This window comes from Clostridium aquiflavi, assembly GCF_031344075.1.
In the GTDB taxonomy this organism is placed as follows: domain Bacteria; phylum Bacillota; class Clostridia; order Clostridiales; family Clostridiaceae; genus Clostridium; species Clostridium aquiflavi.
In genome coordinates, this window is the sequence record NZ_JAVJAN010000038.1 from 16,363 (window position 1) to 34,746 (window position 18,384).

Annotated in this window: 9 protein-coding genes and 2 pseudogenes; all 11 read right to left on the reverse strand. The window is 27.7% G+C overall.

All coding sequences use genetic code 11. From position 1 onward, the window contains the following. Positions 1 to 221: 221 nt before the first annotated feature. Positions 222 to 4,274, reverse strand: coding sequence for an InlB B-repeat-containing protein (locus RGC78_RS13195; protein ID WP_309556790.1), 4,053 nt, complete (start codon positions 4,272 to 4,274; stop codon positions 222 to 224). A 97-nt stretch (positions 4,275 to 4,371) separates the two neighbouring features. Next, positions 4,372 to 4,923, reverse strand: a complete 552-nt coding sequence (locus RGC78_RS13200) for a hypothetical protein (protein ID WP_252211765.1) — start codon at positions 4,921 to 4,923, stop codon at positions 4,372 to 4,374. Positions 4,924 to 5,138: 215 nt separating this feature from the next. After that, positions 5,139 to 7,226 carry a GGDEF domain-containing protein gene (locus RGC78_RS13205; RefSeq protein ID WP_252226658.1) on the reverse strand — a complete coding sequence of 696 codons (2,088 nt, stop codon included), beginning with the start codon at positions 7,224 to 7,226 and terminating at the stop codon, positions 5,139 to 5,141. A 231-nt stretch (positions 7,227 to 7,457) separates the two neighbouring features. Beyond that, positions 7,458 to 8,885 (reverse strand): cadherin-like beta sandwich domain-containing protein, encoded by a 1,428-nt coding sequence (locus tag RGC78_RS13210; protein ID WP_309556791.1) that lies wholly within the window; start codon positions 8,883 to 8,885, stop codon positions 7,458 to 7,460. Positions 8,886 to 9,542: 657 nt separating this feature from the next. Then, a complete protein-coding gene (locus RGC78_RS13215; RefSeq protein ID WP_309556792.1) occupies positions 9,543 to 10,787 on the reverse strand; it encodes an N-acetylmuramoyl-L-alanine amidase family protein in 1,245 nt (414 codons plus the stop codon). Between the two features lie 148 nt (positions 10,788 to 10,935). Beyond that, on the reverse strand, positions 10,936 to 12,291 hold the full coding sequence (locus RGC78_RS13220; RefSeq protein ID WP_309556793.1) for a cadherin-like beta sandwich domain-containing protein: 1,356 nt from the start codon (positions 12,289 to 12,291) through the stop codon (positions 10,936 to 10,938). Positions 12,292 to 12,512: 221 nt separating this feature from the next. After that, a complete protein-coding gene (locus RGC78_RS13225; protein WP_252211760.1) occupies positions 12,513 to 13,427 on the reverse strand; it encodes an N-acetylmuramoyl-L-alanine amidase family protein in 915 nt (304 codons plus the stop codon). 144 nt (positions 13,428 to 13,571) lie between these two features. Further along, positions 13,572 to 15,203, reverse strand: coding sequence for an N-acetylmuramoyl-L-alanine amidase family protein (locus RGC78_RS13230; RefSeq protein ID WP_309556794.1), 1,632 nt, complete (start codon positions 15,201 to 15,203; stop codon positions 13,572 to 13,574). Positions 15,204 to 15,503: 300 nt separating this feature from the next. Then, positions 15,504 to 17,215 (reverse strand): annotated as a pseudogene (locus tag RGC78_RS13235) (methyl-accepting chemotaxis protein). A gap of 268 nt (positions 17,216 to 17,483) precedes the next feature. Further along, entirely contained in the window at positions 17,484 to 17,801 is a 318-nt protein-coding gene (locus RGC78_RS13240; protein WP_252211757.1) for a hypothetical protein, read from the reverse strand. Positions 17,802 to 18,126: 325 nt separating this feature from the next. Then, positions 18,127 to 18,384: pseudogene (locus RGC78_RS13245) on the reverse strand (N-acetylmuramoyl-L-alanine amidase family protein); the annotation flags it as partial.

Genomic DNA, 18,384 nt, shown 5'->3' on the forward strand with positions numbered 1-18,384 from the left:
AGCATTTCTAAAAAATTCAGTCTATACAAAACCATCCATTTAATCTAAAATACGACAAACATACGAGCATACGCTATGAAGTTGATTTGAAATTTGAGTGATATATATAAAACACATATTTTTAACATTTACCAAAGATAAAAAAATATTACTGGAAATCAAAATTTCCAGTAATATTTCTAAAATTAAAATATAAATTATATAGAATTCTCTATACTCTTTTATTTTATAAGAATTGCAGAACTTGTTGAGTTTACTTGTTTAATTATTTCTTGTAATTTAACTTTATTAATACTATCAGTTGTTAATTTTGCTATTGCTTCTTTATAAGAAGATAAATTTGTTTCAACTAATTCAGTTAATCCCGCTTCTTCTAATTTTGAAATAGTTAATGAATCTTTTTTATTATTTGAAACATAACCTTTTATTGTTTCAATAACACTATTTTCTGATGGCTTAACTTCACATGTAATATCTATTGGTGATGAAACATTATTAATTGAATACTTAAATTCATTTCCTAAACTTGTGCCTGAAATATTATTTGTATTCTTCCATGAATAAGTTATCTCTTCATTGTTACTACTACTAGCTGTAACTTTAAATAACATTTCCTTACCATCTTTAGCTATTACAGACGTTCCATTAGATATTGTTTTTCCATCATAAGTTGATAAAATACTAGCCTTTATTGATGGTGAAGCCTCAACATTGAATTTTACAGTATAATAATTTATTGTATGTGTCTTACTAGATCCACTTACTACTATTGTTTCTCCAGTATCAGATCCATTTATTAATATTTTATACGTTCCATCTGGTACAGATACTTTAAATCCAGTTGAAGTTTCTGTTGCTGATTTTGATACCAGCCCCTCTAATTTAACACTTGTAATTCCAGCTTTCATCTTTCCATCTAGATTTATTTTTATTTCAGCTTCCTGTAAAACTGCTGATTTTAAAGCAATTTTAACATCCTCTAACATTTTAATTTCATTATTTATATTAGTTGTAAGAGTGCTTATATTAGAATTAGTGCTATTAGGAATTGATGATGATTCTACTTTTATTGCATTATTAATAGCGCTTTCATATTTATTCCAAATAATACTTTCATAAGTATCTTTATCACTTATTAATTTTAATGTTTTTCTGTCTTTTCCATCACTATACTCATTATTTATTGCATCTGTTAATTTCTGCTTTAATTCATCAAATTCCTTAACAGACAATTGAATAGTTAGTGCATCATTAAATGCTTTTTTAATTCTGGCTTTTCCACTTTCATCTACTGCAAAAGCACTTATTTTTCCTGCATTATAAACAGCTTTTGCAACTTCTATTTTGTATTTATCATCACTTAAATTGCCATATCCATCAAAATTTAATTCAAGATAATCTTTATTATTTTCAAGTTCTGTTCTTGTATTAGTAAATGTATCATCATATTCATCATTAAGCCTAGCTAAATTAATTGCATCTATTGCTCCCTTTAATTTTGGATCTATATTTTTAATATATATTCTATCAGAAGTTTTAGATATTCCATTAACAGTAACTTTTACTTTATAGATTCCTGTACTTACATCAGTAAATTTGCCTTCTGCATATCCACTGCCTAACTCTACATCATTAATAGTTTTCTTAACACTCTCATTAAGATTAATTAATTCTAACAATTCTATAGTGGCTTTATTGCTTTCACTATTGATAATTCTTGATTTAAATGATATATTTCCTGAATCATCAGGAATTGCAATTAAATTATCTATAAGTATATCACTAGGAGTAATTTCACACTTAACATTAATTTTGTTTTCAAGCTTGTCTTCTCCATAAGTTGAAATTTTAGATACTTCATTACTTGCTGCATCTTTCCATAAATACTTAAAGCTATTTGTAACATCACTAATACCCTTAACTCTTATGACCAATTCTTTTCCACCAAGTAATATATCTCCTGATTTAATATCTTGTCCATCATATTTAGCACTGATAACTTCACCACTAATAGAATCTGATCCTACTATAGAATAACTTACAGTATAATAATACAATTTAACATCATCCTCTGGTTTATCAGTTACACTTACTATTTTCCCTGTATCTCTGCCATCAACTAAAACTTTATACTCACCGCTAGTTACAGCTACTTTTCTTGCACCATTTTTTGCAAAATCTGTTTTTATAGGAGTTGAACTTCCCTTTTGTAAACTTACATCACCTTCAAATTCACTCCAAATATTTTCTTCTGCTTTTCCATCTCTATAAAGAGTTATTGTTACTAAGTACGCACCTACTAAATTTTCATGTGACCTACTTAATGTCTTTATTGCATTTTCTATACTAGCAATGTATCCACTTGTAAGAGAATTTTTAGCTTGTTCCATAGCAGATTTATAATTTGTCCAACTTAATGATGTAAATTTATCTGAATTTAATTTACCACTGTCTTCTTCATCTTGATATTTAGCTATTAATTCTTTTAATTCCTTTTGCTTAACTTCTAACGCTTCTTTTTGTATTTCCGAATCTTCTTTTTCTTTCTTCAATCTAGCTTGTTCAGTGACAGCTCTATCAAACATTCTAGCAATACCCATTGCTTCATTCTCAAGTTCTTTTTTATTCACATTAGTAAGGTTATTAATATCAATATTTCCTGATATATAATTATTAGAATTTAAATCATCATAAATTGATTTTGCAACTTCTAATTGATAAGTTTGCTCTTTATCAGGCTTAGATGACAAATTTAGCTCATTATACTTATTGTATTGAGATTCATTTACACCAATTGATACCATACAACTTGTAGTTAATTGATTTTTAATAGATAATATCTTTTCCTCTTCATTAGTTCCAGCTTTTGAGGCACTATTTATTTTTTCAACTGCCTCACCTAACTTCATATCAAATTTCTTTACATAAGCATTAAAATCCTTGGTTACTGGAGTAGAATTCCCTTTAGATATAGTCGCTGTTAATTTAACTACTTCTGTTCCAGCACCGTTTATTCTATTTACTTTACCTGTAGTAGCATCTATTATATTTGAATCTGATGACTTCCAAGTAATAACGCTACCGTGTGATCCCTTTGTAGGTAAACTTAAATCATCTGTTACTAAACTTATATCTTGTAATCTAAGTTCATTCATATCTTTTATAACATCACTACTCGCTACTTCGTCCTTTGATAATATAATAAACTCAGATGAATTAGAATTTACTTTTCCAACTGTTACCTTTGCATAATATGTTCCTTTTTCAATGCCTGTGAATGTGAATTTTATATAACCACTTCCACCTATGTTAAGATTTTGAGTTTTCTTAACCTCATCAGTCTTTTTGTCTATTAAATCAATGGTTGCCTCAGTTAATCCAGCATAATTAGTTGCCTTTGCACTTACTTTAACATTACCAATATCCGATTCATTCTCACCTACAGTTACTTGTACATTATTTACAATTACAGAATTACTATTTGAAGAAGATGAATCTCCTGAACTAGAATTATCAGATGAGCCTTCTTTAATCCATTTTGCATATACTTTCATATTAGATCTTATTTTAGTATCTTCTGTAAACTCCTTATCAAAGTCATCATCTTTATACCAACCATCAAATTTATAACCATCCTTTGTAGGTTCCTTTGGTAAGTCTATCGTTTTTCCTGATTTTATATTAGTTATAGCTGAAACGCTACTTCCACCATCAGTATTAAAAGTAACTTTATATCTAACTTTTATTGTTTCAACATCCTTAAAAATTTCATCTTCTGAATCAGAATCACTTGATGAATCTCCTGAATTAGAGTATGCTGGCTTAGATCCATATGGTAATAAATTATTTCCATTATCAAAAGTCTTAATAGGTGCCGGAATTTTATCTCCTATTGCATAACCTTGATTATTGAATTTATAACTCTGACCATTTATAGATACATTTCCTTTTTGCATAATACCTCTATCATCAAATGCATAAATTTTGCCATCTATTTCAACTATTCCATTTTGCATTACACCGTTAGAATCAGCATAATACCAATAGCCCCAATCATTTATCCAACCAGTCCTCATTACTCCGCTATAATCAAAATAATACCAATTTCCATTTATATTTTTCCAGCCAATTGCATTATGTCCATTTTCCATCCAATTCCAATTTCCTAAATAATCTTTTGTCCACGTTGCCGATGCCTTAATAGGTATAAATGTTATTATAGTAGTTGCTGTCAATACTGATGCCAATACCTTTCTCAAAAGCACATTTTTCATTATTATCCTCCATCTTGTAAACTTTCTTTCTAAAATATTACTATTTAATATTTAAATTACTAAATAGTAATATTTTATAATATAATCATAACAAACTTTACTTGTGATTTGAAGGACATCCTAACAAAAATCCCACACAGCCACAAACAATATCTCTTAATTGAGATATTATGGGAATATCCGGATTAGAAACTTGTATGAAATCTCTTACCAAAAGTAATAGTATCATAGAAGCTAATCCAATTATGAAAACAATAATAATTTGTTCTTCACTTGCACGGTTCTGCTTATTTTCACCATCTAAATGTTCATTATTATTATTTATAATTAACTTCTTATTATCATTCAAATAAGCTTTATTACTGTTTTTATTCTCTAAATAGCATTTATTACTTTCTTTTTCATCTAAAATTTCTTTTTTATTTTTCACAAAATTTGAACTTATAAAATATCCGAATATAGATGCAATAGTAGTCCTTACTATTATATCTATTGCATTTACTGTCTCTTCAGAATTTATTCCATTACCACCTATAAATAGATCAAATGTTACATGAATAAATATAATTATCATAAATATAATTAAACATTTATCTCCTAAACATATTTTACTTAATATTTTCTTTAAATATGAAAATCTCTCTTTCAAAATTAAGCACCTCAATTAAAAAGAACTACTTTTTAATTTTATATTATGAAAAAAAAATCACAAATGATATAACTATCTTACTTATTGCCAATATTATTAACTCAACACTATACTAAAACATAACATAATTTCAAAGCAAAAATTTATGAGCTGTTATACTTAATCTTTAATAAGAAAATTAAGTATAACAGCTCATAAAAAAATAATTTTTTAATTTATCCTGAATATTCAATTGCCATATTTCTGCCTAAAGATTTTGCCATATATAGTGCTTTATCTGCCTTTTTTACACCTTCAAAAAAATCAAATTCATCTTTATTGAATTCATAAACACCAAGACTTAATGTAACACGATTATGTTTTTTACTAGTTAAATAATAATATTTATAATTTTCTACACTCTTCCTAATTCTATCCGCAATTTTTTTAGCTTCTTCTAAATTTATATTTGGTAATAATACCAAAAATTCTTCTCCACCATATCTTCCTAAAGAGTCCGTATTTCTAATTTCACTTTTTATTATTGCACTAACATCTCTTAAAACAATATCACCTATATCATGACCATAGTTATCATTTATTTTCTTGAAATAATCAACATCAATCATTATTATAGAAAACTTATCTTTTGTTTCCAATCTATTATTTAAAATGTCCTCTCCTTGAGTTAATATAACATTTCTATTAAGCATTCCTGTTAATGAATCATACTTTGCAAAATGCTCAACTGCATTAAATATTTTACCATTTTGAAGTGCAATGGCTATATAAGATGACAAGATTTTTAGTTCATTTAACTCATTTCTTGTATACGCATTTTTTCTATAACTTTGAACACTTATAACACCTATGGATTTATTTTTAATAATTATAGGAATATATAGTATTGAGTACGGAACTTTCTTGTATTTATTAACATTAAATTTTCTTACATACTTAATATGTTCATTTTCAATATTGTTAATTAAAATTTCTTTTTTACTTTTAAAACAGTACACGCCAAAACTATTTTTATCGTCAAGAGAAATAGAACATAAATTTTTAACGTCACCATTTTCTATAAACAATTTATATTCTAATATACTTTTTTCTTCATCAAATAAAGCAATTCCAAATATATCAGTATCAATTAGCTTTTTAACCTCAATATAAATAGTATATAGTAATTTATCTATATCTAATATGGAAATTATTTCTTTTCCTAATTCTGAAATACGCTCTATCTTATTATATAATTCTCTATATACATTTGCTTTCTCTTCTAAATTCCTATATTTAAAAATGCTAAACCAGCTACTGCTGTGTAAATCATATACTCTTTTTTCATACTTATCATAATCTTTCATTGCTTCAAATGCTTCTTTATATTTTCCTAACTTTTCATAGATACTACTTAATTCTTTATAAACCTGTGATTTTAAAGTAATAAAATTTGTTTCTTCTAATAAATTAAGACATTCTAAAAATTTTTTTTCTGCTAAAATATAATTTTCATTATATAAATTGCACTGTCCCCATCTTATTAATATTTTTGCTCTTAAATAATTATCATCTTGTTTAAGAATTTCTAATGATTCTTCAAATAATTTTATTGCTTCACATTCTTCATTCTTTCTATATAAAATATCTGCAATTATAGATAATAATTCTACCTTATACATTTTAGTCTTATTCTTTTCTATAATTTTTAATGCAAATGTCGAATAATTAAATGCTCTTTCTAAGTCATTTATAGACAGTGAACATTCTGCTAAAATCGTACACATTAATATTTCATGTTTAAAATTAAATTCACTTTTATATGCTTTAAGCTTTTTGAGTGTGTTAATAGCTTCATCATAATTATACGAGTCAACATATGCATATGATATATTAAGTAGTAATACTATAGATAATTTCTTATTTCCTAACTTTCTTGCAATGTCAGCTCCTCTTAATGCATTAATTATAGCTAAATCAAATTGCCCTATTTTTAAATAGTCAACAAGTAGTGCATTACATGTTACACTAACACCCTCTAGTTCTTTAATTTTTTCAAAATATTCTTTTGACATTAAATGCAATTTTATTGCCTTTTCAAAATTACATTCAAGTTGTTCACACCATCCAATATATATTAAGCACCAATGCTCTGCTAATTCATAGTTAAGCTTTCTTGAAATATCTAAAAGATACTCCATAACACTTTTTACATAATGCGGATCATATTCAATGTTATGAACTGCAAATGCTCTAAAGTATTTCATATAATTTTCATTATTCATAAACTTCTTAATGTGTTCTTGTAATTCAGGAAACTTCATAAACAGTTAACCTCCATGTCAAATCATTAAGTCAATAAAAAAATCGATAAAGCCACTATGGAGCTGTCGATTTTTTTACGCATCTGCCTTTTCGAACGTATGTGAAAAAACTTGGCAGGCGACTAAATTATTTTTTTATTCTTTAGATGACATTTCTTCAACTTTAACCAAAATTATAATTTAAGTTATCCACTGATTTCAATATATTATAATTGCTAAAGAATAAAAAAATCAGTTAAAATTTGCTGAACCATCTTTATTGAAATTATAAGTATATCCATCTATAGTTTTAGTAGTTGTATTCATTGTTCCATCTTCATTAAAATAATAGTACTTATTATCTTTATATAGCCAACCTGTTCTCATGGTACCAATATAATTTATATAGTACCAATTGCTCCTATAAAATAACCATTCTCCATTTTTCATACTTCCATTAGCATTAAAATAGTACCATTCATTTTTATTATTAAACCATCCTACTGCCATTTTTCCATCATCTTTTAAAAAGTATCTATTTTTATTATATGTTATCCAACCAGTAATCATTTCACCATTGGCATTTAAAATATACCAATTACCTTTATCACAAATCCAACCTGTTTGCATAGCTCCAATTGAATCTAGAAAATACCACTTATCTTTATATGGTATCCAACCTATTTTCATTATTCCATCATAATCAAAATAATACCACTCATTGTCCTCTAAAAGCCAGCCTGTTTGTCTTTCACCATTAATCTCTGCATAATACCAATTATTATCCACGCAAAGCCAGCCTGTCCTCATATTTCCCCTTTTATTAAGGTAAAAATAGTTATTATACTTTGTATCAAAAAACCATTTATCTTTTATAGGTTCTCCTAATGAGTCATTATATCTCCATCTACCATTTACCATTACCCATTGATTAGGTTTTATAACTGAATTTATAGAATTAGATACATCAGGAGATATAGGAATACCTACATACATATCTAAATTATATTCCTTAAATCTATTTGTTTCAGGATCAGTAACTTTAATTTTAATTTCATATTTCCCAATCCCACTAAATCTTATTCTAATAAGATTAGGATAATCAAGTTCAGTCCCATTAACAACTACCTTATAATTTTTATCCTTTGTTATAGCTTTAAGAACAACTTTAGATGTATCATCATCAACTTCAATATTATAAGAATTCTTGTCCTTATTAAAACCAATATTACTTGAATCAATACTTATATCATCTAATAAATAGTTGCATTCATTTCCACCCCTATAAATATACAGAGTGTATGTAGCTGTTGTAGCACTATTATTATCCTTAACTTCTATTTCAATTTTATTTTTTCCAATTTCTAAGGGTACTAATTTTCTATATTTATCATCACTTGTTATAACTTCTCCATTAATTTTAACTGTATCATTATAATCTTCAGGTCTAGCTCTAACTACTATTTCTTCAAGTGATTTATCAACATCTAAAATATAAGAATACTTTTTCCTAGAAAAATCAATAGAGCATCTGTCACTTAAATATATATTATCTAAATACACCCTACTAGCTGCGTATGCTTTTTTATTAATTAAATTAAAATATTTTGACGGCTCAAATACTGAAAATATACCAATTACAAAAAATGCCATAATAATATTTCTAAAAAATTTCTTCAAAATTATCTCACCATCTCTCTAAATACTTTAGTACTATTAATTTTACCATTTTAAACATTGATAGTAAATTAACATTAGCTTAAGATAATATTAAGGTTTAAAAATTAAGTTGTGTTTTAGTATCATGTTGATATATGCATAAGCAAAGTGGACTGAGTAATTGAACTTAGGAATACTAAAAATGAGTATAGTCCCTTTTTAGCTTGCTCCCAATATAAAATTGAGACAAGCAGTAAAAGTGACAATACTCACTTAACTATTCTCAAAATCCAATTACAATGCCACTTTACCTATTGAATATATCAACACACATTTAAAAATCAAATAAATATTTTAAAGTCCACTCTACCTTTGAGAAAAAGGAAGGTCACATAAAAAAATATGTGACCTTCCTTTTTCTCTCTCTAATAACAACGATATAATTGAAAATTTAATATAATTATAACATATTTTTTCCAGCATTCAATAGATTTTAAAAATATGTGTTTATAATTTTACATTTTTAACAAAAACTTTACATAAATTTTAAATATTAATTAAATTATATTCTAAAGTTAACGTAATAAAAAATGCCCTAGAGAAAATTTCATATCTCTAAAGCATTTTTTAACTTAGGCTATGTTTTAAAACATAGTCTTAACTTAAAATAAGATTATATTATCTTACCCAAGCACCGCTTGATGCTAATCTATATCCATTAACAGTTGTATTTCTAAGCATTTTTCCTGATCCATCACAGTAGTACCAATCACCACTCCAATCAGATTTTATCCATCCTGTTCTCATAGCACCTGATGAATTTAAGCAATACCATTGTCCATTTATATAAGACCATCCTGTTTGCATTTGACCACTATATTGATTTAAATAGTACCAATTACCATTACTACTAAACCAACCTTTTTTTGTTGTTCCATCAGCTTGGAAATAATACCATGCATTAGTGTTTCTATCTATGAACCATGCATTCTTGATAGGGTTTCCTAATGAATCATTGTACATTAACTGTCCATTAACTGTTACCCATTGGTTTGGTCTAGCAGTTACATTTGTATTATTATTTGAGTTTGAGTTATTCTTGTTTTCTTCTTTGTCTTCATCTTTATCAGAAGATGATCCTCTATTGATGATTAATGTATAAATTCTTTCTTCATCATCATCTTTAACTCTTATTTTAAATTCATTCTTACCTTTTTTTAAAGTGACTTTCTTTTCATAATCATCATCGTCATCAACTGTAACTCCATCGATTTTTACTTTATATTCATCCTCATCTGGTTCAGCTACAATCTTAACTGATGTTTTGCTTTCTTTAACATCTACAGTATAAGTAGTTTTGCTTTCTTTTAATTTAACATCTTTATCATCTACTTCAAGATTTTTTAAATAGATATCATCATAATCATCATCGTCATCATCATCATCATCTTTGTCTCTATCACGTAATACTGTTATCTTATAAGTTTCTTTAAGTGTTTTCTTATTTCCATTTTCAGCATTTGCATCTTCATATACTTTTACAGAAACCTTAGTTGAAGATGAGCTAAGTGAAATTTTACCCTCATCATTAGCTTCTTTAGAACCTCTATATACTTCATATGAATATCCAGACTTAACATCTGCACTTACATACACTTTATTTTTAGATTTAGCATTAACATAATAATCTGTTTCTCCGGCATCAAAGTCAACCTTTTTCTTACACTTCTTCTTATCATATAAGCTATAATCATCATCACCTTCTGACTTACCAATGTTTATATCAGTTATCATATCAGAATTTTTACTTGTAGATGCATGAGCTTCTGTTGTAAATAGGCTTGTATATTTTACAGGACCAACTGTTGCAAAGGTCGCTACAGCAAGTAATGATCCTATTGTTCTTTTCAATATTTTATTCATTTTACCATTCCTCCCTTATATGTTGTATATTTTACCATGACAATGACGACAAGTAAATTAATTTAAGCTTAAGATATTCTTAATTCTTTTGTCATAACTTATACTCATTAATAATACACCAAAAAGGTTAATTTTGGGTACTTTTTTATTATCTTCCTATCCAAGCCCCATCTGCACCTAATACATATCCATTCATTGTAACATTAGAAAGCATCTTTCCTGATGAACTAAAATAATAATACTTTCCATTATCTACAATCCAACCATTGCTCTTCATTACGCCAGTATTTCTGTTAATAAAGTACCAATTTGATCCATCTTGTAGCCATCCTGTATGCATTGATCCATTGTTATTTAAATAGTACCAATCATTTCCACAAAGTACCCATCCTGTTCTCATAGCTCCATTTTCGTCTAGATAATACCATGAGTCTCCATCTATTAACCAACCTATTTTCATATATCCATTTTGATCTAAGTAATACCATTTTCCTGAAGATCTATCACTATGCCATCTATTCTTAATAGCATTTCCATTTGAGTCATTATATTGCCAAACTCCATTAGCACTTACCCATTGATCACATTTTTTATCAGTATTGCCTGGTGTACTTGGCTTAACTGTATTAGAATTATTGTTTGTATTATTATTTGTATTTTGATTATTAGAAGTAGATATTCCTCCTCGAGTTATATTTAAAGTGTATGTTCTCTTGTTATCATCATCATCTTCTATATTTATCTTAATAGTATTTTTTCCTTTTTTAAGGTCAACTTCTTTTTTATATTTGTCTCCATCATCGACTGTATCTTCATCAATTTCAACAGTATCTTCATCAATTTCAACAGTATAATCATCATCTTCTGGTACAGCCTTAATCTTGATAGAATCTACTGATTCAGCAACATTTATATCATAAGAAGTCTTTTTCTTATTAAAACTTATATCTCCATTACTTAAAGTTATATCCTTTAAATATATCTTATCTGAATCACTATCATCTTCATCATCAGAATCTGATCCATTTTTTACACATATCTTATAAGTTTTTACTACATTATCTTCAACATTGTCATCATCAAAATCATCTTTTTCATATATTCTTACATAAAGAGTTGTAGTTCCAGATCCCACCTCTATCTCTTCCTCAAGATCATGTGGTTCATCTTTGTTTCCCTTAAATACATACGCTTCATAGTCACTATCAATATCAGCATTAATATTTACAGAATCCGTGCTACCTGAAATTTTAACATAGTATGTCTTTGTATTAAATTTAAAATCTACTTCATCAGAATCCTTACAACTTGAAGAACTATAAAGTTGTAATTCCTTTGAGCTTGAACCCTTGTATACAGCAAGATCATCAAATTCATCTTTACTTATGCTACTTGATGCATATGCATTTACCATACCTAAATTAATATATTTTGTTGGAGCAATAGTTGTAAATGCACTTACTACAAGAGTAGCTGCAATTATGTGTTTTAATCTTTTATTCATAATTCAATCCCCCTAATATCTTTCCAAAATTATCCTTTTGGACTATTATACCAAAAAAAATGGTGACAGTCACCATTTACCTATCGGTGACTGTCACCATTTTCAATTTAATTCAGCTAAAACCTGTAAATCCAATGCATTACAGATTCACCTCTGCCCAAAGGTGACTGTCACCACTTCAAAAAAGTGACTGTCACCAACATACCTGTCACCAACATAAATTAGATCAATTCGCCAGAAGGTAAAAAATAATACCAATTTCCATTATCTAATACTCTTTCATTCATCATTTTCCCTAATAAATTAAAATAATACCATTGTCCATCAATACTTCTCCAGCCAGTAACCATTTCTCCATTTGAATCAAAATAATACCATTTATCTCCTTTATTTAGCCATCCCGTCACCATATTTCCATAAGAATCTAAAAAATACCACTTATCCTTAGATGTGTCATGGATCCACTCATCTTTAAGTGGATTACCAATGTAATTATTATATTGCCATAGTCCATTTACCATAACCCATTGATTTCTCTTTGTATTATTTAAAACTTTATTATCAAATTTACTTAATAAATTATTTTCATTTTTTACTTCATCATCTTTATATTGTTCTAAATTCCATGATGACTCATCACTAATTTCATTTGATGAATTTTTATTATCTTCTAAAGATTTCTTAACTGTTATTCTATATTCTTTTTTAACATTTTTATCATCATCTGCATCTGATTTTGATTCATAAGTTTTTACATAAATCTTTGTTATTCCATCAGATAATAAAATATCTTTTCCTTTATAGTTCTTTTTTCCATCATTCTTATATATGGAGTAATCTGTAGCATTAGTAGAAGCATTTATTCTAATTGAATCAACATTACTATCCACTTTAACGCAATAATTTGCTTTAGATTTTTTATTAAAATTAGTCTTTTTCCATTCACTATCTAATAAATCAATTTCATCTCCACTTTTAGTTTCAAATACACCTAGTTTTTTAAGTAAATACTCATCATTATGTGTAGATGCATAAACCTTTTCATTATTAAAAACTCTATAATTTACTGGTGATACTGAAGAAAATGCCCCAATAATAAGTGTCATTGTGATAATTCTCTTTAATTTTTTATTCATATTCTATCGCCCTCTCCTATAATGTACATCTATAGCAATTTTTCCATAATAAGCTTATATATTAATACATTATACAATAAATAGTTATAAATTCATAATTATTTTTCAATCAATAAAAGGTGGCTGTCGCCAGCCACCTAAATTTTATGATTGTAAACTTCCATCTGAATTAAAGTGATATTTTGTTCCATCTATATATCTTGAACTTGTAATCATTTCTCCATTTAAATTGAAGTAATACCAATTTCCATTTACTGATACCCATTCATTCTTTTTCATTTTTCCACTTTCATCTAAATAAAACCATTTATTTTTATGGGATACCCATCCTGTTTGCATTGCTCCAGTAGAATCTGAATAATACCAACTGCCTTCATTTCTAAACCAACCTGAATACATTTTACCAGTTGATTTAAAGCAATACCATTTTCCATTAATACATTCCCAATCAGTTGCTGCTACTCCACTGTCTTTTAAATAGTACCATTCTTGATCATCATATATCCACTTTGATTTTTCTATATATCCAGTAGTTTCATTAAAGTAATATCTCTCATCTCTATTTACAGAATACCATCCTTTAGCTACCGTTCCATCAGCTTTTAAGTAACATGAATTTGCTCCATCTTGAGCCCACTGAGATTTTCTCACTTCACCTTTTTCATCAAGACAATATATTTTATCTCCATCTTTTATCCATTGACTATAAAGTTGATATCCTTTTTTAGGTGAGAAATAGCATCTCTTTCCGTCAACAATTTGCCAGCCTGTTTCCATAGCTCCATCAATTCTGTTGAAATAATAATTCTTTCCTTTTATTTCATGAACGCCTCTATACTTAATACCATCTTCATCATAGTAATAAACATATCCGTCATGCTTGTCCCAACCTTCATCTTTGTTTATTTTATCAAAGAAGTCATCAGTACTATCATCTAAATCATCAAATAAATCAGTTATAGAATTTGAAATTTTATCCACAGAATCAGCAACATCATCTAAAGCTCCAGTAATAGTGCTGCTAATATTTCCTATTATTTGTCCAATATTTCCACCCAAATTTTTTATTGCTTCTTCTAATTTATCAATTAATTCTGGAAGCATTGTATTTCCTACTGTCCCTAGTTTCGTAGTATCAACATATATAGGTCCTGTTTTAGGTAAAAGTACATATGCAATTGGTCCGCCAACTACAACTCCCATTGCAACTTCTTCCTTTTTATCATTCCTGAGTGTATATTGATATACTGGAATTGAGTCTGCATAATTCTGTAAAATTACTGCGCCTTTATCTATTATAATATTTAATATTTCATCCACTTTTTCCTTTACTTTTACTTGGAAATTAGGATCTGAAGGATTTACACCTTCTTTAATCACTTCTGCTTTTGCAAATTTTTGTATAAGTTCCATAGTATTATTATCCGCTAATTTAGGCATCATTTGTGCCATTATTTCTCTAGCCTTTTTATCACTTAACTTTATACTAACATTTTTAATGAACTTTAAATCATCTGCAGTTTTAGCACCTTTACTTTCATATTGTTTTACTAAAACCCCACCTAATGTTTTTGCTATTGTTTCATTTGAAGGAATTTTTGCACTAACCATTTGTGTAAGCATACCATCTATTATCTGGTCAATATTAGGCATTCCTTCCTTTGTTGTCGCTGCATAAGCAGTAACATTTCCTTTAAACATATCTCTAGGCGCTACCGCTACTACAGAAGTTGCAATAAGCACTAAAGCCATTACTTTCTTAATTCTTTTTATCATCGTTTTTCCCCCTTGATAATCCTAAAATAAAAAAATTCACTATAATAAATTCTATTTCTATGTACTTTATTTATTTATTATACCACTTATACTCAGCGGTTCAAATACAAAATTGACCAATATTCATTTGGAAAAAATTACACCCCAGGGGTAGATTCATCTACCCCTGGGGTGTAATTTTTTCCAATTATTCTTAAATTTTGGTTCTATTTTAAATGTGTATTGATATATGCAATAGGTAAAGTTGCATTGTAATTGGACTTTGCTTATGCATATATCAGCACTCTGCTAAAACAGAGCCTAAATTTTAAATTTTTGTACCATTTCTGTAAGTCTTTGAGCTAATTCTGCTTGACCTTGTGCAGCCAATGCTATCTCATTTATAGCCCTTGTGTTTTCATTAACACTTTCTTTAATTAAATCCACTCTTTCATTTGAATTTTGAGCTATTGTATCCATATTTTGAATCGCCCTGCTCACATCCCCTATTGTAGAAGCTGCATTTTGTGACATAGATGAAATTTCTTCTGACATTTTACTTACAAAATCAGAATCATTATAATATTGATGTCCTGCTTCACCATATGCATCAAATTGTTCTTGTATATCATCATGAATGAATTTAAGTATATCTGTTCCAGTATTAATACTTATTTTAAATGCTTTATTAACTTCAATAATTGTATCTTGTATCCCAGTTACTGCTAATGACGATTGTTCTGCAAGCTTTCTAACTTCTTCTGCAACAACTGCAAAACCCTTTCCAGCTTCTCCAGCTCTAGCTGCTTCTATTGCTGCATTTAATGCAAGCAAATTAGTTTGACTTGCTATATTAGATATTGTATCTGCCATATCTCTTATATTATCAACTACTTTACCATCTTCAATAGCTTTCATCATTTTCTTTTCTTGTTCACTGTATAACTTTTCAGTATTTTCAATAGCTATTTTACTATTATTTTGAACTACTAAAGCTTTTTCCTTAAATTCATTAGCATTATTACTTCCTTGTACTGCTTTAGAAGAAAGCTGAGTAATACTTAAATCTACTTCTTCTACAGCTGAAGTCACTTCTTGTGATGTTGCACTGGTTTCATGCATTCCATTTGCAATCTCATTTACAGCTTCATTTATATGCATTGCATTTGCTGATAACTCTTCGACTGTCGCTGAAAGTTCTTCACTAGCTGAACTTATGTCTTGAGAATCATCCATTATATTTTTCACTAATTCTCTTATATTTTCTTGCACTTTATTTAAAGCATTAGCAGCTTTTCCAAATTCATTAGTTGTTCCAATATCAAGTGATGTTGAAAAATCATATAGAGCTAACCTTTCTGCAAAATTTATCATTTTGTCTAATAACTTAGATATACTAAGTGATGAGCTTAATGCAAGTGTAATTGCAATTAAAATTGATATTATAGTTATAACATCAATGAATAATTTGGCTTTAATAAAAGTATTTTTATTATTCTCATTAGCTGTTTTAGCGATATTCTGATTTATCTCTACAAGTTCATTAAGACTTTTAGTCATTTCTTGTTGTATAGGTTGTATGTCTAAATATTTTTTTCAGCACCTTCAAAGTTACCCTCATAAATATAACTAACTAAACTTTCTCTTTCTATCCTATATTTCTCTAAACCTTGTTTAAATTTATTAAATGCTTGTCTTTCTTTGTCTGAAATATTTAATTCTTCATATTCTTTTATGTATGTAGTATTTTCTTCAACTTTTTCATTTATTTCTGTTTTAGCATTTTCAAACATATTTTTATGATCTTCATGCATTTCAAGCAATATTTTTCCATTTATTGTTTCTAAGTTTGCCTTTATCGATAAGATTTTTTGCATTGCTTGTAAATCAACATTATACATTTCCTTTACATTATTATTTGTATTTATTAATGCTTCTCTTCCAACTAAACCAATTAATATTACAATCATTGCCATAAACAAAAATGATCCTATTAATTTAGTTTTTACTTTTAAATTTTTATAAAAGTCCATTTCACTCTTCCTCTCTAATTTTGTATTTTATCAATTGCTATATTATGTAAAAAATTTTAATTATTTAATCACTATCTATTTCGTAAGGAACTTTAAATTCTTTATATAAATATTAATACATTAATTCAGTAATTATTTTCACCAAATTAATAAATTATTTTTTTATTATACTATACTGTCTATATAATTCCAAAACATTCCCCTTAATTATCCTTATTATTTATTAAGTAACAAAAAAAAGCCACTAAGGCTTTTTTTTAATATATTTTTATGAAATAAGTTTTCCATCTTCAGAAAAAGTATATACTTTCTTTTCAATAATAACTTTTCCTTTTTGTATTAAACCGTTTTTATTTGCATAATATAAAATTCCACAATCATCAATCCATCCAATTTGCATTATACCTCTTGAATTTGTAAAGTATTCGCTTTCACCATCTTTAATCCAACCAGTTTGCATCTCTCCATCATCATTTAGATAATACCATGCATGTCCATCTTGAACCCAGCCTGTTTTCATAAAACCTTCATTAAAAAAATACCATTTTCCTTTTAAATTCTTCCAACCACTATAGTCTAATTCCATCAGTACATCCCCCTGTTACTCTAAAATACAGTATTCTAGAAATTATCCACAGACTTAAGATTTTTATAATCTCCTAAAGAAGAACAAAATCGACAAGGCGACTTTAGAGCCGTCGATTTTTTTAGCCATGCACCCTTTCCAAACGCAGTGAAGGAATAATGGTGCGGCATATGATTATTTTTTATTCTTTAGAGATACTTATCATATCTTTAAAACATGCTATTCTAGAAATTATCCACAGACTTAAGATTTTTATAATCTCCTAAAGAATAAAAAAAGGATGAGATAACCCCATCCTTTTTCATTTAAGATAATCATCTAATAATTATCTTATCCAAGCTCCGTTAGCTCCTAATTTGTATCCATCTACAGTTGTATTAGAAAGCATTTTTCCTGAAGCATTTAAGAAGTACCAAGTTCCGTTATCATTTAACCAACCTGTTTTCATTGCTCCTGAAGCTTGTAAGTAATACCAAGTTCCGTTGTCATTTAACCAACCTGTTTTCATTGCTCCTGATCCTTGCATAAAGTACCAAGTACCATTAACGTTTTGCCATCCAGTTAACATAGCTCCTGAAGCATT

Bases quoted from the DNA above. Each gene is read 5' to 3' on its own strand.
- RGC78_RS13205 (WP_252226658.1), bottom strand. From the start codon at position 7,226: ATGAAGTTTCCTGAATTACAAGAACACATTAAGAAGTTTATGAATAAT.
- RGC78_RS13225 (WP_252211760.1), bottom strand. From the start codon at position 13,427: ATGAATAAAAAATTAAAGAGAATTATCACAATGACACTTATTATTGGG.
- RGC78_RS13220 (WP_309556793.1), bottom strand. From the start codon at position 12,291: ATGAATAAAAGATTAAAACACATAATTGCAGCTACTCTTGTAGTAAGT.
- RGC78_RS13230 (WP_309556794.1), bottom strand. From the start codon at position 15,203: ATGATAAAAAGAATTAAGAAAGTAATGGCTTTAGTGCTTATTGCAACT.
- RGC78_RS13195 (WP_309556790.1), bottom strand. From the start codon at position 4,274: ATGAAAAATGTGCTTTTGAGAAAGGTATTGGCATCAGTATTGACAGCA.
- RGC78_RS13215 (WP_309556792.1), bottom strand. From the start codon at position 10,787: ATGAATAAAATATTGAAAAGAACAATAGGATCATTACTTGCTGTAGCG.
- RGC78_RS13240 (WP_252211757.1), bottom strand. From the start codon at position 17,801: ATGGAATTAGACTATAGTGGTTGGAAGAATTTAAAAGGAAAATGGTAT.